The following is a 24,025-nucleotide window of genomic DNA, read 5'->3' as shown; positions in this document are numbered from 1 at the left end:
CATGTCGCCCTGTCACGGCGAAGATCGTCAGTTCAAATCTGATCGGGGTCGCCATTTTTTTTATGTTTTTTTACATTAGTTTAATGTAGTTTGTTTCTAAAATCCCTCAAGATTTAGAAATACGGTAACTTTGTTAAACTTGCCTCGGTAGCTCAGTCGGTAGAGCAAAGGACTGAAAATCCTTGTGTCGGCAGTTCGATTCTGCCCTGAGGCACCAGTTATATATATGCGGTTGTGGTGGAATGGCAGACACGCCATCTTGAGGGGGTGGTGAGCGTACGCTCGTATGGGTTCAAGTCCCATCAACCGCACCATACAGTAAATAAGCGCCTTGTGAGTATTCACAAGGCGCTTATTTTGCGTTGACTATTTTTATCTTGAAGGGGTTGACTACCATTTGACTATTTTTTTATACTCTTATGCCTCTGGATATTCATAAGACGGTGGTCCATCTTGGCGGCTTTCATCATAATGAGTGAGAATGCTCTTAATTTCCTTGCGAAGTAAAATTAAAGCAATTAAGTTAGGAATGACCATAATGCCATTAAACATGTCGCTTAAGTTCCAAACTAAATCGACTTTCCCTAAGGAACCTAGAACGATAAAGAGTAATACTAATAAGCGATACACATGAATGGAGCCTTGATTATGTTTGAAAAGAAAGCGGATATTGGATTCGCCGAAATAGTACCAGCCAATTACAGTGGTGAAGGCGAAAAAGGTTAGACAAATAGCGATAATAGCCGGACCAATGGAACCAAAGGCGGTGGAGAAAGCTTCTTGTGTAACTAAGGCCCCGGATAGACCTAGTTCATGACTTCCTGTTAATAAAATGATTAATGCGGTAGCCGAACATACGATAATAGTATCAAAGAATACCCCGATAAATGCTACAAAGCCTTGTAATACAGGATGCAAAACTAGGGCTGTGGCATGGGCATGAGGGGTAGAGCCCATGCCCGCTTCATTGGAGAAGAGACCACGAGCTACGCCGTAGCGAATGGCTTCTTTCATAGTTACCCCTAACACACCGCCGCCAATGGCTTCAGGATTGAAGGCTCCTTGGAAGATATATTGTAATGTAGGTAGAATTTGATCAGAAAACTCAAATAATATAATAATGGCACAAGCAATGTATAAAACAGCCATAAAAGGCACAACTAATTGTGCAAAGAGGGCGATGCGTTGAATACCACCAATGAAGATAAGCCCAGCCGTAACAGCAATGGCGATACCAATATATAAAGGATTGAAGCCAAAGGCGCTATTAATAGATGAAGCGATGGAATTTGATTGAACCATACAGCCTATAAAGCCGAGGGCGATTATAATGGCGATGGAAAAAAAGCAAGCTAAACCATTAGAGGCTTTTACACCTAATACATTTTTCAATCCTTTAGAAATATAGAATGCAGGGCCTCCAATAAATTGCCCCTTACTATCTTCGCGATAGTGCTGAGCTAAAATGGCTTCGGAAAATATAGTGGCCATGCCAAACATGGCACTGACCCACATCCAAAATATGGCCCCAGGACCGCCTGCTACGATAGCAGTAGCAACACCGGCTACATTACCAGTACCTACTTGAGCGGAAATAGCTACAGCTAATGCTTGGAAGGATGAAATGGAGTTTTTGTCATCACTGCCAGCTGGTTTTTGACCTTTGTATAGGCGGCCAAATACTTGGCGGCAGGCTGGGCCGAAGCGGATAAATTGGGGTGCCCCTAAATAAATGGTAAAAAATATGCCGATGCCAATTAAGGCATACATTAATACATAACCCCATAAAAAATCGTTTATTATGGTAACTATGCTTTCAATGGCTTGCATGAAACTTTCCATAATGCTCTCCTCATAACTCTCAATTACCTAATACTTATAGTGAGTATGTTATGTAGTCGCTAACAGTTAGTATGTTAATCCCTAATTTTAAAATACTAAATCGCTCATTTAGAACTACAGAACAGTAAAATATGAAACCTATGTTACCACTAAATATCCGTTTTGTAAAGACAAACGTATATTACAAAAATACAATGGATGTATGACTATTAAAAATATGCGTAAGGATTCAACCTGTGTCAGTGTGCATAAGTGGAGTGTGAATGGACGGTTCATGCGTTATATTTTAATAGCTTGTTCTAATAATATATGTAAAATAAACAAATAAATAAGTTTAAAAGTTATTAAATGAGTAGAATAAGAAGAAAAATACTAAGTAAGAGAGCAAAGCTAATGTTTATGCTGCGTTATTTGAGATTTATTGCCAAAATGTAATAATTTCATGTATAATGGTAGTATAATTTAGTAATGGAGGTAGATAGACTTATATGAAACGAATAACGCATATAAAACATATAAAGAATTTTATTGAAGCTCAGTCTTCAGGTGGTATTTTATTGCTTATAATGGCAGCCTTGGCTATTGCTATAGCAAATTCCTCTTGGGGCACTTTGTATCAATCGTTTTTACATATGCCCTTAGGGCCTTTGTCGGTAGAATTATGGGTAAATGATGTACTCATGGCGATTTTCTTCTTAGGTGTGGGTTTAGAAGTGAAGCATGAGATGGTTGATGGGGCCTTAAATACTTGGTCTAAGCGTATTTTGCCGAGTATAGCAGCTCTTATGGGGGTAGTGGCACCGGCGGCTATTTATTATATGTTTACTCAATCACAGCCAGAGCTTATCCGTGGTTGGGCTATTCCTACGGCAACAGATATTGCATTTTCCATAGGGATTATTTCCTTATTAGGGTCTAGAGTGCCTATGACAGCTAAAGTTTTTCTTACTACTTTGGCTGTTGTGGACGACTTAATCGCCATTGTCATAATTGCTGTGGCCTATACGGAAAGTTTTAACTTCTTGTTTATGGGCGGTGCTGTAGTTATTATTTTATTGCTTATTTTACTGAATAAAAAAGGCATTATTACGGCTTGGCCTTATGTAATCTTGGGCGCCTTTTTGTGGTTTTGTATTTTTAAATCTGGTTTGCATGCGACTATGGCAGGGGTTATTTTAGCCATGACAATTCCAACACGAGGAACAAAATCAAGTGCTGTGGCTCAAACCAATACAATAGATGATGAAGTTAATCCATTATTAGATTGGCATCATGCCCTTGATGGTTGGATTACGTTCCTCATTGTGCCTTTATTCGGCTTCGTCAATGCAGGGGTATCTTTTGGGGCCTTTCAAATGTCAGACTTGATGCATCCTGTTTTATTGGGTATCGCATTGGGTCTATTTGTAGGTAAGCAAATAGGCATATTTGGTATTATGCTAATTTTAGTAAAATCAAAATTAATAGGCATGCCAAAACCAATGACTTGGATGCATGTGTATGGCGTGTCTCTTTGCTGTGGTGTGGGCTTTACTATGAGTCTCTTCGTGGATTTATTGGCTTTTCCACCAGGCCATGCGCAAGAATTGGCTAAAGTAGGCATATTTATAGGCTCTATTGTATCTGGTATCGCTGGATATGTAGTATTGCGCTTCTTTTCACCTAATATGGCCAAAGAAAAGGCGGTACAAGGATAGACAAAATTATAGTGTTTCGTATGAATTTCATTGAAAAGTATAAGGCAAATTATATATAATAAACCTATTAGAGAGTAAAGATGTGAGCATTGAGAATCAAGGGGTTAATCTACTATTATTAATATATTAAGGAGTACGATCTTGGAACTTTTATGGCTTACTTTTGACTTAATAGGAACCATTGCCTTTGCTATTTCAGGTGCTTTAGTGGGGATCGGCCGGCGTATGGATATTTTTGGTATGGTGGTGCTCGCTTTAGCTACAGCTATTGGCGGTGGTATAATGCGCGACGTAATTGTTGGCAATATACCACCTAATTCATTTAAATCAGGTCTCTATGTGTCATTGGTGCTAGGGACTGTTTTTATTTTGTTCTTTATCTATCGCATGCGGCACAATCGATATATTGCAACCCGTTGGGTGCGACGTATATATTTAGGGGCTGATACGGTAGGCCTAGCATCTTTTACGGTGACTGGTGCGTCTGTAGGGGTGTATCACTATCCTGACTTAGCTGTTTTGGCTGTTACCCTTGGGTTATTAACTGCCGTAGGTGGTGGCGTAATCCGCGATGTGCTAGCGCAGCGTGTCCCCTCAGTACTGCGGGAAGAAGTATATGCTTTGCCAGCAATTTTGGGCGGCATAGTGTATTATTATTTATACTCTGCTGGACATTGGCAAGAAGCGTCCTATGGGGCTTTTGTTGTTGTACTTGTTATACGGACATTAGCCATACGATATAATTGGAGCTTGCCGCGCATCCGTTAGATGATGCATTTGGTAGGAACAGTCGTAGAAGTATTAGGTAGGAACCACTGTATATGCATTAGGTACGAACAGTTGTAGATGTATTAGGCAGGAACAGTTGTAGATGCATTAGGCAGGAATGACTGTAAATGCATTAGGTGGGAAAAACTTTAGTTTATTACAGTCAAATATGATATAATTTAAAAGATAATTATGAAAATAAAACTGTAATACTTTGTACTTGATTAAAGGAGTGAATGATTGTGGGCAAATCTTATGCCTGGTTTGCAGGTGCTTTAGCAGCTGCTGTATTATGGACTTCGTCGCCAGTATCAGCGGAGACGATTTTATTAGTACCACAAGATGACCGTCCCGTTAGTTTATCGTATACTGTAGATACTGCTGAAGGGGCTGGTTATACGGTAATAACGCCGCCAGCATACATGATTTCAGGGAGAAACTATCATGGTGAACCTGATTTAATTTGGAATTGGGTAAAGGAAAATGCTAATCGTGCCGATATTATGGTACTTAGCACAGATACTTTAATTTATGGTGGCTTGGTAGACTCCCGTAAACATGATTTGCCAACGTCTACTTTATTAAGACGCACCCAAGATTTACGAAGTCTTCATGAGAGTAATCCGAATGTACCGATTTATGCATTTGGTACAGTTATGCGTTCGCCACGAGCTAGCGGTGGTGGTGTAGAACCGCCTTATTATGACACTTTTGGACCTAGGATTTTCCAAATTGCCGCCCTTCAAGATAAGCTTGATGCCGGTCAATTATCTACTGAAGAACAAGCACAATTGATTCAATTGCAGGCACAAGTGCCAATTGAATATTTACAAGATTGGTTTACGCGTCGTCAAAAGAATATGGAAGTAAATCGCGCTCTTATTGATGAAACAAAAGCCGGCGTATTCCGCTATTTTGCATTAGGTCATGATGATACGAGTACATTATCACAATCGGCCTTAGAGAGTCGCTATTTAAAATCTTATAGCAAAGGCCTATCAGACAAAGTGTATGGTAGCTTCCCTGGAGCTGACCAATTAGCACTTTTATTGATTGCTCGGGCTCATGTGGATTTACATAATTTACAGCCAAGTTTTGAAGTGATTTATCCGCTTGGTGGTGCGGGCGATACAGTGCCACATTATGAAGATCAATCGGTAGCAAAAACCATTGCCGAACATGTGGTCGCCGTAGGTGGTACCATGACAAGCAAGGGGCAACCTGATATTTTATTAGCTGTTAATACGCCACTTGGTACAGTAACAGGGGAGTCAGAAGCATTTGAAAACTTCCCAATGATTTCAGCTAGTACTAATGCCTTCTTAGATCAAATTGAAGGGGCTATTAATAAAAATGTACCTGTTAGTGTAGCTGATATTTCTTATTCTAATGGTGCTGATAATACCTTTGTATATGGTCTTTATAAGCGCGGCTTATTATATAAATTAGACGCCTACAATGGCTGGAATACAGCTAGCAATACAGTAGGGTACTCCATTGCGCAAGGCGTACTTGGCAAGGCAATGGATACGGACCATCATCGTCAAATGTTGACGCAACAATATTTAGATAACTGGGCATATCAAGCGAATGTCCGCAAAGATATTTACCGTATGCAAGAAGATATTCGTGTAGATAATGTTCGCTATACAGGTACGCTCAATGATAAATTAGAAGCGTATATGGGCGAACGCATTCAGGATTTTGCAGAAAAATATTTAGAAATCAATCCTCGTACTGTATCTGCTCGTTTCCCTTGGGGCCGTTTGTTTGAAACTGAAATTACTGTATATGATCAGCCTGTGGCACCATTGCAAAAAGAATTACGCTTACAGCGTGAGGCCGAAGCAAAGGCCAAGGCTGAAGCAGAAGCAAAGGCTAAGGCAGAAGCTGAAGCTAAGGCAAAAGCTGAAGCAGCAGCTAAAGCTAATGGTAACAATGGACAAGCAGCTGGTTCAGTACCGGTTACTAAGGAACAATAAGTAGTTACTAAGGAACAATATGTGTATTTACGGACGAAGGGGAACCTTCGTCCGTTTGTTTAGAGAGGAGCTTGTTTGTGAAACAAGGCTTATTACCTGAGATTACATACATGAGAGGTCTATGCATGTTAGGGGTTATAGGAATCCATGTAGGCTCATTTGCTCTTGGTAATCCGCAGGCGAACCCCATGTTAATTGCAGTGCTAGAGATTTTATCGCGCTTTACCGTACCGGCGTTTTTCTTTTTGTCAGCCTTTGGACTTTTTTATCACAGTTCCAGTGAAGGACCTTTTTCTTATAAAGATTTTATGTTGCGCCGTTCACGCATTGTGTTTCTGCCCTATATTTGTTGGTCATTAATGTATATCCTATATGCAGGCGCGGCGAGCCACAATTTTTCTGGTTTGCTACCCAAATATTTAATTCCAACGCTGTTTTTTGGCAATGGCTATTATCATTTATATTTTATGGTCATTTTGCTTTGGTTTTATTTGCTTATGCCCTTGTGGCGCTATTTGGTGCGACTTATATTGAAGCGTCCTGTTTTATGGCTGAGCATCTTATTTATCTTGCAGGTCGCTTTTAATTTTTGGTCATCCTATTATGCAGGACAAATTCAGTTTCAAAATCCATGGATCCAATATGCCTATGCGATGCGACTTAATTATTGGGTGCTCCATTATGTATGGATTTTTCTCTTTGGCGCCATTGTGGCAGAACGGTATGATGATGTGGTGGAACTGCTTTGGCGTTATAAACTGGCTGTTACCTTAGTCTTTGCCTTTTCAGTAGCGCTTATGTTGGGGAGCTATTATTATGTGCTCGATGAACGTCATTATACTTTGTTAGAGGCTATTTATACGATTCATCAATTAAGTCCGATGGGGATGATTTATACTGGGGCGGGGACCATATACTTCCTGTTATTCTTTTTAACCTCCCCTATGAGTAGTGCGATGCGAGCTTTTTGGGAGCAAATTGGTGAAATGTCCTATGGTATTTATTTAATACATCCATTTATGCTGATTATTTTGACAGCTCTTATGCAGCTGGCTCAGTTGCAATATGCCGCAGTTATTGTGATTGGTTTATATATTTGTACTGTTTGCGCGTCCTATTTAGGAACTTTGGGGCTAAAACAATTGCCGCGTCCAGTGCGCCGATTTCTTTTAGGAAAATGATGGCAGAACTTAAGATATTGCTAACGCCAATGCGCCAATTCTGTTAGGGCCATGACGTAGGTATATAATTAGTGTGGACCTATATTCTGTTTGAGAAAGTGAGTGATATAGATGAAAGAGATTACATACTTTAATGGTCGATTTGTAGAACCAGGGGAAGCTTGCGTAAGTTTAGATGATCGAGGTTATGTATTTGGTGATGGTGTATATGAAGTAACCCGTGTTTACAATGGACAGTTATTTGGCTTTTCCTATCATCAAGATAGACTCTATCGTTCCCTTCGGGCCATGGATATTCCGGTTACTATGATGCCTGAAGAGCTGCAAGAATTGCACGAAGTTATGATAGAACGAAGTGATATTACTAATGGTTATATTTACTTGCAAATTACCCGTGGTGTAGCACCTCGACATCATGGCTATGACAGAAATACATTGGAACCGACCTTAATGATGTATATTCGCTCGGTGGATCAACAGGCTATTGATGGCTTACAAAAGGGCGTAAAAGCGATTGCTGTACCTGATGAACGTTGGCTTAGAGCTGATATTAAAACACTCAATTTAATTCCTAATATTTTAGCTCAAACAAAGGCTGAAAAAGCTGGGGCCTATACGGCTGTACTTTACCGTGACGGCATTTGCACAGAAGGGGCTCATTCCAATGTATTTGCAGTAAAAGGCGGTATTTTATACACTCATGAAGCTAATAATTTAATTTTAAAGGGCATTACCCGTCAATTAGTAATAAATAAATTGGCACCAGCTACTGGCATTACTGTATTTGAAAAAGACTTTGATGAAAATTTTGTAAAAGACGCCGATGAGTTAATTTTTACTGACACAGTGGGCGGCATTGTGCCTATTACGCAGTATGAAGATCAATTAGTTAATGGCGGTGAAGTAGGACCGGTGGCAAGTAAATTAGTTAAGTCCTATGCTAAGTTAATGGAAGATGGACTCGCATAGGGGCTAACGCGAGTTTTTGAAGGAGTTTTAATGGAATGAATGCACATAAATTAACGGGCACGGCATTACTCTTAGGTTTGGCTTTATTAAGTCAAAGCTTACGTCTATTTGTGCCCATACCTATGAGCATGAGTATGTATGTGATTGGCACACTGGTGGGCTTATGCCTACTAGTGGCCACTTGGCGTTATGGTCTTAGGAGTAGTCTTATCATTGCTTGGGTTACGCCGGTAGTTGCCTTTATGCAGGGAATGCTGCCTTTATTTCCCTTTATATTTGTAGTGGGCATAGGCAATTCTGTATTTGCAGCCTTAGCCTTACTTTTAAAACAACGGCATATTATCATTCAGATTTTGCTGTGTGGCTTTATGAAAAGCGCTGTACTTTATGGTGGCTTTCAATTATTGTTTTTGAGTATTGCTGTGCCAGCGCCTATGAAGGCGGCCATATTAGCCTCTATGGCGATACCGCAAATTATTACGGCTACCTTTGCCATTATGATTGCCCGACTCGTCTTTCCGAGACTTAATGGGATTGGTCGTTGAAAAAATCCTATACCCTTAATTGGAATTACTCTATTGACAGTAAGGCGTTGTAATGATATGATTTTATCACGAAAAAAACATAAGTTCATCAAGAGTTGACTGAGGGAATGGCCCAATGACGTCGCGGCAACCATCCTATTTGGAACGGTGCCAATTCCAACGAAGGTAACTTCGGCAGATGAAGACAGGCTAACTCTTCATGTGTTTGAAGAGTTTTTTTATTTGTTATTCGTAATGAAAAAGGAGAGATATACATGATTGAGCTGACACATATTAGTAAGGTCTATGATGGCCCGAACCGCGTGGAAGCCTTAAAAGATATTAGCCTTTCTGTAAAAGAAGGGGAAATCTTTGGGGTTATCGGTCAAAGTGGGGCCGGTAAATCCACTTTAATTCGCTGTATTAATATGCTCGAAAGTCCTACGTCTGGTGCTGTTGTAGTAGATGGTGTGGACATGACTAAATTAAGTGACAAAGCACTTCGTGAGCAACGCAAGAAAATCGGCATGATTTTCCAACATTTTAACTTGCTCTCATCGCGCACAGTCTATGAAAATGTAGCATTTCCATTAGAATTACAAGGGCTTAGCAAGGCCGAAATTAAAGAGCGTATTTTACCAATTTTAGATATTGTAAAATTGAGCGATCGGCTAGACAATTATCCATCACAGCTTTCTGGGGGACAAAACAACGTGTTGGTATTGCTCGCGCTTTAGCAAGTAATCCAAAGGTATTACTTTGTGATGAAGCAACATCAGCTCTTGATCCACAAACAACAAAATCTATTTTAGAATTATTAAAAGATATTAATGAAAAGCTCAAAATAACTATTGTGCTTATTACCCATGAAATGCAGGTTATTAAAGAAATCTGCGATCGTGTAGCGGTTATTGAAGGGGGCGTTATTTTAGAAGAAGGCCCTGTTCTTGATGTATTTACGAGTCCTCGAGAAAAAACAACTAAGGAATTCGTTAGTGCTATTATTAGCCGTAAACTACCAGAAGAAGCATGGCGCCATCTCAATGTACAAACTGAATGGCATGAAGGATTACATCCATTGATTCGTCTTCAGTTCACCGGTAATGTAACCGATGAGCCCATTGTGGCGGGCATGATTCGCCGTTTTGGTCTTGATGTGAGCATTTTGTTTGGTGGCGTAGATTACATTCAAGATATAAGCTTTGGTCACCTGATTATTGTAGTGACTGGTGAGCGAGATAAAGAAATTGAAGGTATTGAATACTTGAAATCATTAAAAATCGGAAGTGAGGTGATTGGCTATGTCGGAGCAAATAATTAGAATTCTAATTGAAGGACTTGGCCAAACTGTCCTCATGACCTTAGTGTCTACTATCATGGCCTGTGTCATTGGTATTCCTTTAGGGGTCATCTTAGTTATTACAGGGAAGGGACATATTTTAGAGAATAAATCAATCAATCATGTTCTCAGCATTATTGTAAATATTTTCCGTTCCGTACCTTTTATTATCTTGATGGTTGCCATTATTCCATTGACTCGCTTAATTGCAGGGACTTCGATTGGTACTACGGCAGCTTGTGTACCTTTGACTATTGCGGCGATTCCGTTCTTGGCGCGCTTAGTGGAAACTTCGATTCGCGAAATTAATAGTGGTGTTATTGAAGCGGCTCAAGCTATGGGGGCTTCACCATTACAGATTATTCGAAAAGTATTGCTTCCTGAAGCACTACCAACTATTGTGGATAATATTACAGTCTTGATTGTTAACTTAATTGGCTTCTCTGCTATGGCTGGTACCATTGGAGGCGGCGGTCTCGGGGATATTGCCATTCGCTATGGGTATCAACGATTCCAAGCTGATGTAATGTTGGCTACCATTGTAATTTTGATTGTATTAGTACAATTAATTCAAATGGTAGGGGATTATATTTCCCATCGAGTTAACAAGCGCTAATAGAATTAGCAGGCAATACTAACCTAGGTCTATTACTGCTTTATAGAGTGTATAAAAAATAGATAAAAGACTTTCACACTTTTTTGTGCGAAAGTCTTTTTCTTTTTTTCTCACTGTAATATAATGAAGGAAAAGCCTTGTTGAGGAGGGACAATATGAGTATTAATGAGAAGTTACGAAACCCTATGAATGATAGATTGTTTCAGGGGATTTTAAGTTTAAAAAATGTAGAAGAATGCTATGCATTTTTTGAAGACATTTGCACTATTAATGAATTAAAATCCTTGGCACAGCGTCTCGAAGTAGCCTCCATGTTAGAGGCTGGTGAAAGCTATGATACTATTGTAGAAACAACGGGTGCCAGCACGGCCACCATTAGTCGTGTGAAACGCTGCTTAGTTTATGGTGCCGATGGGTATAAAACAGTCCTCGGTCGCATGAAAAAGAAGGACAAATAAGAGCGTAAATAATAGGAATATATAAGGGACCAAGCAATACGGCGTAGAGCTGTACAACGGTGTGATAGGGCATCACTTTGGGAGGAGAGCGAATGATAGAGGGCGATTTTTTAGTAGCTGGCATATTATTACTAGCTGGCGCATTGGCAGGTTTTGTTGATTCTATTGTAGGTGGTGGCGGCTTAATCTCTGTGCCGGCTTTTTTGCTTACGAATTTACCACCTAGCTTTGCCTTGGGGAGCAATAAATTATCCAGTGTTTTTGGTGCATTAACGGCTTCCATTGCTTATGCGCGATCAGGCAAAGTTGAATGGAATTTAGTGAAAAAATTATTGCCCGCTACTTTCATTGGCGCCATATTGGGGACTTTGTTAGTAGTGAGTATTCCGCCCTTATATTTAAAGCCCATCATTATTGTACTTTTGGTGGCCGTTTTAGTCTTTGTAGTCTTTAAAAAAGATTGGGGCTCTGTAAGTACTTATACAGGGGCATCCCGTAAAAAATTGTTCTTTTTAGTATTAGGGGCCTTATCTATTGGCTTTTATGATGGTTTTGTAGGGCCAGGAACAGGGACCTTTTTAATTTTTATGTTTATTTATGGAGGCTTTAACTTTTTATTTGCCTCTGGTAATGCTAAACTTTTGAATTTTGCTAGTAATGTGGCGTCCCTTATTATTTTTATTGGTATGGGCCATGTAAATTATTTATATGGTTTATCTGCCGCTGTGGGGCAAATTATTGGAGCCAATTTTGGAGCGCGCTTAGCCATTCGTAAAGGGGCTGGCCTCGTTCGATTTGTATTTATCACTATGACCACTTGCATGCTAGCAAAGATGATATATGATTATTTAATAACTCATTGGTAAGTCGGTAGAAATTGGTAATTCTATAAAGAGTAGTATATAATTATATTATAAGTGTAAAAATAAGAGGTAGGTGATAGTATGCCCATTCATGGAGACAATCAAGTGGCCCTGATTAGCGGTGGCACATCAGGCATTGGTTTTGCTACAGCCCAATTATTGTTAAAAGAAGGCTGGAGCGTAGTCATAAATGGACGCAATGAACATGTGGGGCAAGAAGCGGTTGTAAAATTACGACGAATTTCATCTAAAGTGCGATTTGTACAAGGCGATGTGAGCAAAGTTATGAACTGTCGCCGCATTGTAGAAGAAACGGTACGCCTCTTTGGTGGGCTTAGTGCTTTGGTGACGGCAGCAGGCTTTTATAAAGAAGAATTACTCGATGATGTAAGTGAAGCGGCCTTTGATGAAATGTTTGGCACCAATGTGAAAGGAACTGTTTTTCTATGCCAGGCAGCAGCACCTTATTTGAGACGCAGTAAAGGGAGCATTGTAACGGTATCTAGTGATGCGGGTTTACAAGGCAATGTATCCTGTACTGTATATGGAGCGTCTAAGGGAGCTATTGTAAGTTTCACAAAATCTTTAGCTTTAGAAATGGCTGTTCATGATGTGCGTGTTAATTGTGTGTGCCCTGGCGATGTGGATACATCAATCGTGGCCAAGCAATTGGCGGAAAGCAATCAAAGTGCCGAAGAAGCACTGGAAGAGATGGCCATGCACTATCCTTTAGGTCGTATAGCAAAGCCTAACGAGATAGGCGAGGTTATTGCCTTCTTACTAAGTGATAAAGCGTCGTTTGTTACAGGCGCCGCTTGGACCATTGATGGTGGTTTAACAAGTTGGTAATAATGAGACAAATTTTGTCAAAAATTAAACTTTAAAGAGGAAATATAGATTTTATATCGAATTTAATATATAGAGTATCATTTTGTAGTTCTTATGGCTTGCTATGCCTTTAGGCTAAGTAAGTCATAAAGACTTATATTATATGCATTTTAGTACATAAATAATATACTGTATAAGACATAAAGGAGCGATATAAATGGAAGAGAGTAAAAATTTATTACCCCATGAAGAGTTGATGCAAGAAGTAGAAGCTGAAATTGCTGCTAGAGATGCGGAAATTGAATCGATTTGCCGTTGGGCAGCAGCTCGTGCGGGTGTTCTTGTAATGGCCCCTAAATTAAGCACTACTGCGTTAATTGCTAATGATGCCTATATGGTAAGTAAAATTGCTCAAGTATATGGTCATAGCTTGAGTGCTGGTGCTATTATTGGTTTCTTAGGAGGGCTTGGGGGTAGCTTAGTAAGTGCATTACTGACTTCAGTATTCCCTAATCCTAAGGTAAAAATTCCATTAGCTGTATGCTTAACCTATGCTGTAGGCAAGGCAGCTAAGTTCTGGGTAGAAAGTGGCATGCCAATGCCAGGTGACTTCTCTGAGTATAGAGAGCGCATGCTTGCTATTTTTGACCATGTTAAAACAACAGCTACTACATTGATTAATAATCCTATGCGTTCTAAACCACTTGGCGATGAAGGTAAGGATTTCTTAGCTGAAGCGGGCGTAGATAGTGATCAATTCTTAGGTTTAAGTGGCAATACCTTAGGTAATTTATTAAATGGTGACTTACTAAGTCGTCTTGGTTCTTTAAAAGAAGCTGTTGTAGGCGTTGTAGGCGCTGCTGTAGCGAGTGTAGTTGGCAAAGGCAGTGGCTCTGATTCCAATAATGATTTTGTGGATAATGCAAAACATGCGTTAAGTGGCATTGGTTCTTTACTTGCTACACTTGGTAGTTCAGCTCTTGATTTAGCCGCAGATGCAGCGGGAACAGCTGCTACTACAGCAAGTGAAGTAGTTGTTGAAAAAGTAAGTGGCGTGAAAGGACAAGTAGCTGACCATGTAAGCGATGTGAAATCCAATATGCCAGATCAAGTACATGCTATTAAGTCAACTGTATCAGACCATGTGAGCGAAGTTAAATCGACTGTAGCTGGTCATGTAGAAACAGTAAAAGCTACTGTAGCTGATGCTACTGCTGTAGTGAGCGACAAGGTAAGCGAAGCTAAAGAAGTAGTAGTAAATAAAGCACAAGATGCCAAAGAAGTTGTAGTAAATAAAGCACAAGATGCTAAAGATGTAGTTGTGAATAAAGCACAAGATGCAAAAGAAGCTGTAGCAAGCACAGTGCAAGATGTAAAAGAAACTGTAGCTGCTAAAGTGCATGAAGTAAAAGATAATTTAGCTACTAAGGCTGATGATGCAAAAGGTGAGGCTAAGGATACTGCTGACACTGTAAAGGCTAAAATTGATGATGTTGTAGGTCAAGCAAAAGATTTAAAAGACCAGGCCTTAGATAAGGCTGAAGCTCTTAAAGCTGAGGCATTAGAAAAAACCGAAGACTTAAAAGATCAAGCGGTGGCTAAAAAAGATGAATTAGTAGATAAAGCGGAAGCTGTAAAAACTGAGCTTAAAAAATAGTTTTTACAGAGTATAAGTATACTTAGAATATGGGAGTGTAATGTATGAACCCTTTAAAACTTCTTAAATATGCAAAATTTTTCTCATCTGATAAATTTATGCATTTTGCAAATGGCGTTGGGAAAAATGTAGTATTTCTACGTCGTGCCTGCATTTTATTCTATTGCTTCCGCGACCCTGATACCCCTAAATATGTAAAAGCCGTTATTGCTGGTGCATTAGGTTATTTAGTATTACCAATCGATGTTATTTCAGATCGAATTCCTTTTGCTGGCTGGATTGATGATGCGGCTGTAATAGCATTAGCCTTTAAAGTAGCTAATCGCTTTATTAAGCCAATGCACCGCGATCAAGCGCAAAAGCTAATTCCATTTGGCTCTGAAGACTAAGAGTTTACTTCTTACTAAGATGCGGTGGAAACGGTTACTTATATTGACCTGTAGAGCATAATACTGATATTGTGCAATTTGACTATTTTATGCATAAGTGAACATATACACAGTGTAATCTGACTATTTATAATTTGTACATACGAATAGAGTGAGTTGCACATACAAAAAACTGCTGAGGAGCTTAGCTCTTCAGCAGTTTTGGTATATATATGAAGTTGGCACGTATTATATTGAGCTCATGTGTTGTATTGAGCTAATGTGCTATAGTAAGCTAATATGCTATATTGAGTTGACGCACGTTAGTTTATGAGTAACACTTGGCACAGTTTGATTCATGTTAAAATGATTTTTTCCCTAAGGAAGGATGTGTACAAGGGCGCAAGCTCAATTTATCTATTAAATGAGCAGCCTCTTCCAAGCTAATATCTTCATAGGTCTTATGTCGCTCTAAGACGCAGAGAGGATTATCAGTGCCCACTTCACCAGCAGGAAGATAAATATATTCGTCATTATGTAAGTCGCCGAATATATAGCCTGCTTGTAAATGTTCTTTGTGAATACGACTCATGGATTCTCCTTTTAGTATTTGAATAAAATTATAGTATTTGCTTTATGGTGAAATTCATAAAATCTGCAGACACTAAATGAAGTGCTGTATTTTCAAAATAGTTGGGAATGCGCTGAAAGGACGATTTGTCATGTAAATGACCAAATATGCAGTGATCTACTTTATATTTTGCCAACAATTCAGTAAAACCGCTAGGCTCATTTTTATCATTAAAAGGCGGATAGTGCAATAACAAAATGCGTATGGCCTCATCACTCTCTTTATAGCCATTACTAGCTAGGGCTTGGTCCATTTCTTGAAGCGCTGCTTCTGTGCGAAGTAATTCACGCTTGTAAATTGATTCGTCAGTATCTGCATTAAATGATGTATCGTTGGGGCATATATAGCCTCGCGTACCACCAAAGGCGATATGATTAATAGCTTGTCCATGGCCTTGTAAAAAAGTAAGGCTTCCTTGTGTTGCCTTGTTCATTTTGTTGAGGCTGCTCCACCAATAGTCGTGATTGCCCCGGATTAAATAGGTGGACCCTGGTAGCTCCGCAATGGTAGTCAAATCTTCCAAGGCTTTATCTAAACGCATGGCCCAAGATGTATCACCTACAACAAATACAATATCATCATCGCTGACTTGCTCTTGCCAAGCGGCGCAGAGCTTTTGACGATGATGCTCCCAATGGGGGCCAAAGATTTCCATCGGTTTAGTTGGTGGTGTACCAGAGAAATGAAGATCTCCAATGGCGAAAATTTTCAAGGGGACCTCCTTAATACATATATTTTAAATATATAAAACAGTAAATAATAAAGTAAACAGTAAGCAGAGAATAATACAGTAAATAGTGAATAATAAGGTGAATCACACTAAAAACTTAGAAAGCAGCTCCGCTTTAATTTGTTCAATCCGCTCCTCATTGCTTACTTGGCTTACTTTGTAGCCCACATATAAGGGGGAGGTTACATAGCGAGGCACTATTTTAGCATAATAAATGCCACTTTGTAAATTGTAGAAGAACAGATTATAAGATGTAGTATAACTAGAAAAATCAGTTAATAAATAACGAACCACCTGTTGTAGGCGGCGTGATAGTAATTTAATATCAGTTTTTTCATCAAATTGGAAATTGAATTCAAAGAATCCAATGATGGGGTGGTTAGAAAGCGTTAAGGTCAAATGAGACTCTGATTTTATTAAAGACCCTTCAAAATGAATAGGCTTAATATCTTGACGATAGTCATAATCATAGAGTCCAATAATTTGGCTATGTGGATGGCGAATAGAGCCCCCTGACATAGGACCGTAGTTTTTAAAATAGAGCACCGATTCAAATTCAGGGCGCTCCATAGTTTCTTTCCACTTTTCTAAAGAGAAATCTAATACATGCTCTGCCATAAGAGCTGGATAGGTAGAAAATTCGCTAAAACAATCATCGTTTTCAATGATTACTGTAGGCCAAGTATTTTCTAGTACCGGGTATTTATTCATAAGCCAAATAATATGGCCATCTTTGGCGAGAATATTTTTTAAATTATGGACATCACAAAATGGGCATGCCACATGGGTGTGACGAATGTTTTCCGGTTTTGTATGCCCCATTGCAATATTGAATATTAATGGATCGTTCATATGACACCTCACCTCTTTATACTAACACAGGTTATGGGATTTTGCAGTATAGATTGCATTTTTTTGATATAATAATAGGGTGAATCTATAAGTATATGGAGGAGACATGAGACCGACTACATTATGTTTAATAATAAATGATAAAAATCAAATCTTGTTGGGCCGAAAAAAACGAGGCTTTGGCGAAGGTAAATACAATGGCTTTGGCGGCAAAAAACAAGATGGTGAAACCTTTAGAGAATGCGCTGTGCGCGAGATTTTTGAGGAAGTATCTTTACTTGTAAAGCCTGAAGATCTCGAGCCGGTGGCACTTATGAATTTCCAATTCCCTTATGAAGAAGAACTAAATCACTTAAATTACACTTATATAGTAAGACACTATGAAGGGGTTCCCTTAGAGAGTGAAGAGATGGAGCCGCAGTGGTTTGATTTTAAGGATATTCCTTATGAGCACATGTGGAAGGGCGATGATATGTGGATTCCGCAGGTTCTTTTGGGTCAGCTAGGTCATGTGCTTTTGATTTTTGATGAGGATAATGATGAAGTATTATATTCTGACTTTAAGCGTATAGCTACTTTAAAAGAATATGAAGAGCCAAGTCAACTTCAAGCCTATTTGCGCGAGACTTAATTGCATAAACGATTTTGTAATCCATCTCCAGCTACATACGTGGATATTTAATTTTGATATAGAATAAGTACAATGAGGCATAAATTTGATACATAAAGATGTAAAACTAGCGTCTGAATGGACGGATGAATTACTAGCTTGGTATGATATTAATAAGCGCGATTTGCCGTGGCGCGAAATGAAAGACCCTTATAAAGTATGGGTTTCTGAAATTATGTCACAGCAAACCCGCATTGAGGCGATGAAGCCGTATTATGAAAATTGGATGCGTCTATTTCCTACTAAAGAAGCCTTAGCTGCAGCTTCGGAAGATGAAGTGGTAAAAGCGTGGCAAGGCTTAGGCTATTATTCGCGGGCTCGAAACTTGCGTTTAGGCGTTCAAGAAGTAATGAGTAAATATGGTGGAGAGATTCCAAAGAATCGTAAAGATTTAGAATCTATAAAGGGCATTGGCGCTTATACAGCGGGGGCTGTTTTATCCATTGTATATAATATGAAAGAGCCCGCCATTGATGGTAATGTATTGCGCGTGTATGCGCGAATTTATAAAGTCCATGAGGACATTATGCGCAGTGCAGGCAAGAAGAAGATTACAGCCTTAGTAGAAGCAACATTACCAGCACATAGACCGGGCGATTTTAATCAGGCGTTAATGGATTTTGGTTCGCGAATTTGTATTCCTAAAAATCCGCGCTGTCAGGAATGCCCTCTTATTTCCTGGTGCGAAGCCCATAAGGCAGGTGTAGAAGGGGAACTTCCAACGCGTATTGTAAATAAAAAAGTCCCTATTATTTCCGTGGTCACCGGCTTGATTCGAAACGGTCGCGGTGAATACTTATTGCATCGCCGGCCGTCTACTGGTTTATTGCAATCTATGTGGGAATTTCCTAGTGTGGAAATTAACCGACAGGAATTTTTGGACAAAAAAGTGGCCATAGCACCCCTAGGGCCAGAACCTTTGCGTAAATGGCTATGTGAACTTGGTATGACCGGTATCGTCAAAGACGAGCCGGTGGCGCGTTTGCGGCATGTCTTTTCCCACCGTTGTTGGGAGTTAGAAGCCTATGCTGTTGATTCTAGCGAGTGGGCTACAGCTGATGTACCAGTAGCAATAGATCAAGATGAAACTAGTTCGTGGCGCTGGGTAAGGACCGAGGATTTTACAGAACTCCCTTGGGCAGGGCCACATGGTAAATTGACTGTATATTGTGAAGCATAATTGTAATAATTTGTGAGAAAATGTGAAAAAATATTGCGAAAAGTTGTGAAAATAAAGGAGAGAATGAAGGAACAATATGAGTGATAGAATGATATTTTTGACTATTACAACCTTCATTATTTGTACTATAGTATTTTTAAACTCCTATTTAATAGTAAAAGTTACTGGTACAAAGAAGTGGAAGCGTTGGATGTGGGGCTTAGTAGTCCTTCAGCTAGTAGCTATGGGAGGGACGGCCTATTATTCCATGGGGCAGGTGAATTTATTTGAGACCTCTTTATATTCCTTTTGGAAAAATTGGGCTATTGGCACCTATGGTTTAATGTTTGGTTTAGGTATTTGCTTGGCCCTTATGATTGTCCTAGGTCTTGTGGTATGGGCGGCTAATCGGGTGGCTAATGAAGCGAGTGAAGAAGAACAGGCCAGTCGCCGCAGATTTTTACGCTCAGCCTTGTGGGCGGTTCCCGCTGTGACAGCTGGTGGCGGTGTTGTGAGGGCCTATGAAGGGGCTAGGGATGTAGCTGTTAATCATATTGATTTGTGGTTTGACACCTTGCCTGAGTATTTAAAAAATTACAAAATAGCTCAAATTACCGACGTCCACATTGGACCATTTATTGATTTGAATGATTTTGACAAGATTATAAATACTGTTCTTAATGAAGCGCCCAATCGACTAGTTATTACGGGAGATTTAATTGATGAGGTAGATTGGATTCAGCCTTTGTGTACGCGTTTAGAAGAGACATTCCCTAAAATCCCTGATGGCATCGATTATATTTTAGGTAATCATGAATATTTTAAAAATCTCAATCTTATTTTGGAAGCCTTTGGCAATATTTCTATGCGTGTACATCGCAATTCCTCCATGCGCCTTAGTGGTGGTCCTTGGCCAGTGTATTTAGCTGGTGTGGATTATGCTTTTGAGCGCAGTAAGGAACAGCGTGAAGCATACTTAAAAGACGCATTGAGCGCTGTACCGCAGGAGGCCTTTGTAATTTTATTAGCCCATCATCCTGATTTTATTGAAAATGCTTTTGAACATGATATCCCCGTAACTTTATCAGGTCATACTCATGGGGGGCAAATCGTAGTAAGTGATACGTCCTTAGTACCAGTGGGGACACCATATTGGAAGGGGATGTATCGTCATACGTGGAAATATGGCTATGTAAGTAATGGTACTGGTCATTGGTTCCCAGTGCGTTATAATTGTCCGCGGGAGATTACTATTTTTACATTTAAAGAAGGAAAAAATCCAAATTTGTAAAACTTTAGCTATTTTTAAGTAAAATATAATGGCATACAATAAAAAATTGATTGAGAAAAATAAATAAACGGTCTATAATGAATGAGTTATATTTTAGCAACAGTACCACATATCTTTTACTGATGTAAGGGGACCATGGTCCTATGTGGTGGATTTGATTGACAATATGTTAAACATCTAAAAGAGTGATTAGGTTGTAGAGGTGACATCATGAATCTTGACCAAAATATTATAGCCTTGGTGCTTGGTATTTTAGAAGGTGCTACAGAATTCTTGCCTGTATCGAGTACTGGCCATATGATTATTGCTGGGGATGCTATGGGCTTTATTGGAGAACGTGCTAGTGTGTTTGAAGTGTTCATTCAGCTAGGCGCTATTCTCTCCGTGTTTATTTATTATCGTGAGAAGTTTATGTTTATGCTTCGTCGAGAAAATTGGGTGCGTCAGGATCGCTTATCTTTGGCCCATATTTTCTTTGGCATGTTGCCTGCTATGGTAGTAGGTTTTATTGGGCATTCCTTTATTAAAAACTTCTTGTTCTCCGCCGGAACCGTAATTATTGGCTTAGTGGTAGGTGGGCTCTTTATGTTATGGGCTGAAAAACGACATAGACCAATTAAGGTGCATCATGTAGACCAATTATCTATGCAACAGTGCTTGCAAATCGGTTTATTCCAGGTACTATCCTTATGGCCTGGGTTCTCTCGCTCTGGCTCAACCATTGCAGGGGGCTTATACATGGGGGTAAGTCGTAAAGCAGCTGCTGACTTCTCCTTTATTATGGCCGTGCCTATTATGCTTATTGCTTGTATTTATGATTTGCTTAAGATCATTGACCAACTTCAAATGTCAGACTTTATTATGTTCGCCATTGGTTTTGTTACAGCCTTCGTAGTGGCGTATATGTCCATTGTATGGTTCTTGAAATTCTTAAATAAATCCTCTTTAGCAGGCTTTGCGTATTATCGATTTGTAGTAGCCTTCGTGGCACTTATGTATTTCTTTGTGTTTTAAATTTGAGCTTTAAATTTTGGCTTTAAATAAATATATAACAATATTTTGACTAGAAACTTTCTGTTTTAGATTGATACATTGCCTTAGTCAGATTAATAAACTGCCTTTGAGTGGAGCCTGTAGACTTCCTTCAAAGGCAGTTTCTTTTGTATTTAACTGGTCATTTGTACCGTAAAATAAGGAGTTTGGAAGATTTGTTAAAATTTGATAAAAAAATTGTAAAAAAACACTTGCACAAATAATATGTCTATGCTATTATAATAAAGCATTAGCGCGTTAAACGTGTTAGAAAACAACTTGTTAAAACTGAGCTAAAAAACTGTTGACAAGTTGTTGAGGAATGTGTATAATATTCCTTGTTGTGGTATGCTGGCGTAGCTCAATCGGTAGAGCAGCTGACTTGTAATCAGCAGGTTGTGGGTTCAATTCCTATCGCCAGCTCCATTTTTTTCGTGGAGGGATTCCCGAGCGGCCAAAGGGAGCAGACTGTAAATCTGCCGTCTTCGACTTCGAAGGTTCGAATCCTTCTCCCTCCACCATATATCGCGGGGTGGAGCAGTTGGTAGCTCGTCGGGCTCATAACCCGAAGGTCGCAGGTTCAAGTCCTGTCCCCGCAACCATTTTTTTATACGTATGCTGGTGTAGCTCAGTCGGCAGAGCGTATCCTTGGTAAGGATAAGGTCACCGGTTCAATCCCGGTCACTAGCTCCATATACACATGGCGGCATAGCTCAGTTGGCTAGAGCAATCGGTTCATACCCGGTGTGTCCGCGGTTCAAATCCGTGTGCCGCCACCATATTTCCCAAGGAAACCTACTCATGTTCTACGGAACGTGGGTTATTTTTTTTAGTAAAATTGAGAGGAGGACATTTGTGTGTCTGAAAAGGGCGAATTAGCGAGGGGGCTAAAAAATCGACATGTACAATTGTTGGCTATTGGGGGAGCCATTGGGACGGGGCTGTTTTTGGGATCAGGGCGATCTATTCATTTAGCAGGTCCTTCTATACTGTTAGCGTATGTAATAACGGGGCTTATATCATTCTTTATGATGCGGGCCTTAGGTGAGTTGTTATTGTCAAATACAGAGTATCATTCCTTTGTTGATTTTGTTCACGAATATATGGGACCTGGAGCCGCCTTTATTACGGGTTGGACCTATTGGTTTTGTTGGATTTCACTGGCCATGGCGGATGTGACCGCGGCGGGCTTGTACATTCAATACTGGTTGCCAGGGGTGGAGCGGTGGATTCCTAGTCTGGTTATCTTACTCGTATTATTTGCCATGAATCTCATGGCTGTTAAAGTATTTGGGGAATTGGAATTTGGTTTGCTCTTATAAAAGTATTAGCTATTTTAGGCCTCATTGGGGGCGGTGCGTATCTAATAGTTAGCGGTTATATGACCGATGTAGGTCCTATGACATTTGCTAATTTGTGGAATCACGGCGGTTGGTTTCCTAATGGTGCGTCTGGCTTTATACTATCTTTTCAGATGGTTGTGTTTGCCTTTACGGGGATTGAGTTAGTAGGTTTAACGGCTGGCGAAACAGAAAATCCAGAAAAGGTCATTCCTCAAGCTATTAATAATATTCCTGTGCGTATTATTATTTTTTATGTAGGCGCTTTAGCCATTATTATGAGTATTTATCCTTGGACATCGGTGAGTCCAGATTCCAGTCCTTTCGTGCAAATTTTTACTGCTGCAGGCATCGTGGCAGCGGCAGCCATTGTTAACTTTATTGTATTAACTTCTGCGGCTTCTGCCTGTAATAGTGGTATCTTTAGTACGAGCCGCATGGTATATACTTTGGCGCGCGAAGGGAATGCGCCACGCCGTATGTTCCGTTTACGCTCCAATAAAGTGCCTATGAATGCCGTAGTATTTTCTGCGTTAGTTATTTTTGTAGCTGTTATTATGCAATATGTCATGCCTGAAAGCGTGTTCGTATTGATTACAAGTGTATCTACGTTCTGCTTTATTTTTATTTGGGCGATTATAACGATTTGTCATATGAAATATCGTCGACAAAAGCCTGCAGAAGCAGCAAAACATAGTTTTAAGATGCCTTTATATCCTTTGGTTAATTATTTGATTTTAGGATTTTATGCCTTTGTACTTATTACCTTGGCCTTTAACGCGGAAACGCGCGTAGCTCTTTTCTTTACGCCGGCTTGGTTTGGCATGCTTTGGTGTTTCTACAAACTTCAAACTATGCGCAGTAGTAGCGATGAAGGTGAAGTAGAAGGATAATTAGGGTATTGTTGATTATTGCATAAAAGGTGTATTATAATAAATATATAGGTTTTTATTTTTGTGAAGGAGGCTCTTTACTTAAATGGCAAAAGCAAAATTTGAACGTACAAAACCGCATGTTAACATTGGTACAATTGGTCACGTTGACCATGGTAAAACTACTCTTACAGCAGCAATCACTAAAGTGCTTGCAGATCAAGGCAAAGCTGATTTCCAAGACTACAGCATGATCGACAAAGCACCAGAAGAACGTGAACGTGGTATCACAATCAACACAGCACATGTTGAATATGAAACTGAAAACCGTCACTATGCACACGTTGACTGCCCAG

The 24,025-nt window shown here is 39.7% G+C and carries 21 protein-coding genes, 7 tRNA genes, 2 pseudogenes and 1 riboswitch; of the genes and pseudogenes, 26 read left to right on the top strand and 4 right to left on the bottom strand.

Annotated elements, in window-relative coordinates; translation table 11 throughout:
• The first annotated feature begins 141 nt into the window (after positions 1 to 141).
• Together Q0376_RS00540 and Q0376_RS00535 are read left to right on the top strand one after the other, a co-directional pair.
• Positions 142 to 217, top strand: a tRNA-Phe gene (locus Q0376_RS00540).
• Between the two features lie 11 nt (positions 218 to 228).
• Positions 229 to 314, top strand: a tRNA-Leu gene (locus Q0376_RS00535).
• A 103-nt stretch (positions 315 to 417) separates the two neighbouring features.
• On the opposite strand, the gene Q0376_RS00530 is transcribed toward Q0376_RS00535, so the two are convergent.
• On the bottom strand, positions 418 to 1,842 hold the full coding sequence (locus Q0376_RS00530; RefSeq protein WP_298703031.1) for a sodium:alanine symporter family protein: 1,425 nt from the start codon (positions 1,840 to 1,842) through the stop codon (positions 418 to 420).
• Positions 1,843 to 2,330: 488 nt separating this feature from the next.
• Here Q0376_RS00530 and nhaA point away from each other — a divergent pair, with 488 nt between their 5' ends.
• The 13 genes and pseudogenes from nhaA to Q0376_RS00465 all read left to right on the top strand — a co-directional run bounded on the left by nhaA (position 2,331) and on the right by Q0376_RS00465 (position 15,113).
• Complete coding sequence (nhaA, locus tag Q0376_RS00525; protein WP_298703030.1) at positions 2,331 to 3,539, top strand: Na+/H+ antiporter NhaA; 1,209 nt, start codon at positions 2,331 to 2,333, stop codon at positions 3,537 to 3,539.
• Positions 3,540 to 3,680: 141 nt separating this feature from the next.
• Positions 3,681 to 4,307 carry a trimeric intracellular cation channel family protein gene (locus tag Q0376_RS00520; protein ID WP_298703029.1) on the top strand — a complete coding sequence of 209 codons (627 nt, stop codon included), beginning with the start codon at positions 3,681 to 3,683 and terminating at the stop codon, positions 4,305 to 4,307.
• A 242-nt stretch (positions 4,308 to 4,549) separates the two neighbouring features.
• Entirely contained in the window at positions 4,550 to 6,289 is a 1,740-nt protein-coding gene (locus tag Q0376_RS00515; protein ID WP_298703028.1) for a DUF4127 family protein, read from the top strand.
• A gap of 77 nt (positions 6,290 to 6,366) precedes the next feature.
• The gene (locus tag Q0376_RS00510) at positions 6,367 to 7,470 is read left to right on the top strand and encodes an acyltransferase (RefSeq protein WP_298703027.1); all 1,104 of its coding nucleotides are present in this window, start codon (positions 6,367 to 6,369) and stop codon (positions 7,468 to 7,470) included.
• 111 nt (positions 7,471 to 7,581) lie between these two features.
• Entirely contained in the window at positions 7,582 to 8,439 is an 858-nt protein-coding gene (gene dat / locus Q0376_RS00505; protein ID WP_298703026.1) for a D-amino-acid transaminase, read from the top strand.
• Between the two features lie 35 nt (positions 8,440 to 8,474).
• Positions 8,475 to 8,984, top strand: a complete 510-nt coding sequence (locus Q0376_RS00500; protein WP_298703025.1) for a hypothetical protein — start codon at positions 8,475 to 8,477, stop codon at positions 8,982 to 8,984.
• A gap of 82 nt (positions 8,985 to 9,066) precedes the next feature.
• Positions 9,067 to 9,169, top strand: a riboswitch (SAM riboswitch).
• Positions 9,170 to 9,238: 69 nt separating this feature from the next.
• Positions 9,239 to 10,284, top strand: a pseudogene (locus Q0376_RS00495) (methionine ABC transporter ATP-binding protein).
• On the top strand, positions 10,265 to 10,918 hold the full coding sequence (locus Q0376_RS00490; RefSeq protein ID WP_298703024.1) for a methionine ABC transporter permease: 654 nt from the start codon (positions 10,265 to 10,267) through the stop codon (positions 10,916 to 10,918). The pseudogene Q0376_RS00495 and the gene Q0376_RS00490 overlap by 20 nt, the downstream one beginning before the upstream one ends.
• Before the next feature lie 155 nt (positions 10,919 to 11,073).
• Positions 11,074 to 11,376, top strand: coding sequence for a YerC/YecD family TrpR-related protein (locus tag Q0376_RS00485; protein WP_298703023.1), 303 nt, complete (start codon positions 11,074 to 11,076; stop codon positions 11,374 to 11,376).
• Positions 11,377 to 11,468: 92 nt separating this feature from the next.
• The gene (locus Q0376_RS00480) at positions 11,469 to 12,242 is read left to right on the top strand and encodes a TSUP family transporter (RefSeq protein WP_298703022.1); all 774 of its coding nucleotides are present in this window, start codon (positions 11,469 to 11,471) and stop codon (positions 12,240 to 12,242) included.
• Between the two features lie 78 nt (positions 12,243 to 12,320).
• Positions 12,321 to 13,088, top strand: coding sequence for an SDR family NAD(P)-dependent oxidoreductase (locus tag Q0376_RS00475; protein WP_298703021.1), 768 nt, complete (start codon positions 12,321 to 12,323; stop codon positions 13,086 to 13,088).
• Between the two features lie 196 nt (positions 13,089 to 13,284).
• Positions 13,285 to 14,724, top strand: coding sequence for an apolipoprotein A1/A4/E family protein (locus Q0376_RS00470; RefSeq protein WP_298703020.1), 1,440 nt, complete (start codon positions 13,285 to 13,287; stop codon positions 14,722 to 14,724).
• 44 nt (positions 14,725 to 14,768) lie between these two features.
• The gene (locus Q0376_RS00465) at positions 14,769 to 15,113 is read left to right on the top strand and encodes a YkvA family protein (RefSeq protein WP_298703019.1); all 345 of its coding nucleotides are present in this window, start codon (positions 14,769 to 14,771) and stop codon (positions 15,111 to 15,113) included.
• A 340-nt stretch (positions 15,114 to 15,453) separates the two neighbouring features.
• Here the strand turns inward: Q0376_RS00465 and Q0376_RS00460 are convergent, their stop codons facing one another.
• From Q0376_RS00460 to Q0376_RS00450, 3 genes are all read right to left on the bottom strand, one after another.
• Positions 15,454 to 15,684: a hypothetical protein gene (locus tag Q0376_RS00460; RefSeq protein ID WP_298703018.1), complete on the bottom strand. Its 231-nt coding sequence runs from the start codon at positions 15,682 to 15,684 to the stop codon at positions 15,454 to 15,456.
• Between the two features lie 28 nt (positions 15,685 to 15,712).
• A complete protein-coding gene (locus Q0376_RS00455) occupies positions 15,713 to 16,435 on the bottom strand; it encodes a metallophosphoesterase (protein WP_298703017.1) in 723 nt (240 codons plus the stop codon).
• A 102-nt stretch (positions 16,436 to 16,537) separates the two neighbouring features.
• A complete protein-coding gene (locus Q0376_RS00450) occupies positions 16,538 to 17,305 on the bottom strand; it encodes a DUF4931 domain-containing protein (protein WP_298703016.1) in 768 nt (255 codons plus the stop codon).
• A gap of 106 nt (positions 17,306 to 17,411) precedes the next feature.
• Between Q0376_RS00450 and Q0376_RS00445 the strand changes: the two genes are divergently transcribed.
• The 11 genes and pseudogenes from Q0376_RS00445 to Q0376_RS00390 all read left to right on the top strand — a co-directional run.
• Positions 17,412 to 17,936: an 8-oxo-dGTP diphosphatase gene (locus tag Q0376_RS00445; protein ID WP_298703015.1), complete on the top strand. Its 525-nt coding sequence runs from the start codon at positions 17,412 to 17,414 to the stop codon at positions 17,934 to 17,936.
• Between the two features lie 85 nt (positions 17,937 to 18,021).
• Entirely contained in the window at positions 18,022 to 19,155 is a 1,134-nt protein-coding gene (gene mutY / locus Q0376_RS00440; protein WP_298703014.1) for an A/G-specific adenine glycosylase, read from the top strand.
• A 76-nt stretch (positions 19,156 to 19,231) separates the two neighbouring features.
• Positions 19,232 to 20,425, top strand: coding sequence for a metallophosphoesterase (locus tag Q0376_RS00435; RefSeq protein ID WP_298703013.1), 1,194 nt, complete (start codon positions 19,232 to 19,234; stop codon positions 20,423 to 20,425).
• Positions 20,426 to 20,635: 210 nt separating this feature from the next.
• Positions 20,636 to 21,439, top strand: a complete 804-nt coding sequence (locus Q0376_RS00430) for an undecaprenyl-diphosphate phosphatase (protein WP_298703012.1) — start codon at positions 20,636 to 20,638, stop codon at positions 21,437 to 21,439.
• A 368-nt stretch (positions 21,440 to 21,807) separates the two neighbouring features.
• A tRNA-Thr gene (locus tag Q0376_RS00425) sits at positions 21,808 to 21,883 on the top strand.
• Between the two features lie 10 nt (positions 21,884 to 21,893).
• Positions 21,894 to 21,978 (top strand) — tRNA-Tyr (locus Q0376_RS00420).
• A 5-nt stretch (positions 21,979 to 21,983) separates the two neighbouring features.
• Positions 21,984 to 22,059 (top strand) — tRNA-Met (locus tag Q0376_RS00415).
• 15 nt (positions 22,060 to 22,074) lie between these two features.
• Positions 22,075 to 22,150 (top strand) — tRNA-Thr (locus Q0376_RS00410).
• 9 nt (positions 22,151 to 22,159) lie between these two features.
• Positions 22,160 to 22,236 (top strand) — tRNA-Met (locus tag Q0376_RS00405).
• 78 nt (positions 22,237 to 22,314) lie between these two features.
• Positions 22,315 to 23,690: pseudogene (locus Q0376_RS09295) on the top strand (amino acid permease).
• Between the two features lie 85 nt (positions 23,691 to 23,775).
• A partial coding sequence (locus Q0376_RS00390) for a GTP-binding protein (protein ID WP_298703010.1) occupies positions 23,776 to 24,025 on the top strand: 250 nt, incomplete at its 3' end.

Origin of the sequence: uncultured Veillonella sp., assembly GCF_937981445.1 — a bacterium.
GTDB lineage: Bacteria > Bacillota > Negativicutes > Veillonellales > Veillonellaceae > Veillonella_A.
The sequence above is the reverse complement of the archived record's forward strand: the minus strand, read 5'-3'. Positions and strand labels throughout refer to the sequence as shown.